Origin of the sequence: Paraburkholderia sp. SIMBA_027 (genome assembly GCF_046535315.1) — a bacterium.
Classification (GTDB): Bacteria; Pseudomonadota; Gammaproteobacteria; order Burkholderiales; family Burkholderiaceae; genus Paraburkholderia; species Paraburkholderia tropica.
This window is the reverse complement of the sequence record NZ_JAWRWY010001175.1, coordinates 1-252: the sequence shown is the minus strand read 5'-3', so window position 1 is coordinate 252 and position 252 is coordinate 1. Positions and strand designations below refer to the sequence as shown.

The window sequence follows — 252 nt, the reverse complement described above, 5'->3', positions numbered from 1 at the left end:
CCAGAACGTATCGTCCGTCAGCAGCCGTTCGTAGTTGCGCAGGCCGGCGAATTTCGGAATGCCGATGCCCTTCCAGGTCGTGAAGCTGATCATCAGATTCATGACGAACGGGATGAGAATGATGGTCACGAAACCAAGCATTCCGGGTATCAGGTAAAACCAATAGACCCTGCCCGGCTGTGCGTCCGCGGATGCGCCCGACATATTTCCTCCGGCTTCATTTGAGAGGGGAAGCAGGGCGCCGGGGCGCCC

The 252-nt window shown here is 58.3% G+C and carries 1 pseudogene; it reads right to left on the bottom strand.

Annotated elements, in window-relative coordinates:
* Positions 1 to 204 (bottom strand): annotated as a pseudogene (locus tag SB764_RS42850) (hypothetical protein); the annotation flags it as partial.
* Positions 205 to 252: the final 48 nt, after the last annotated feature.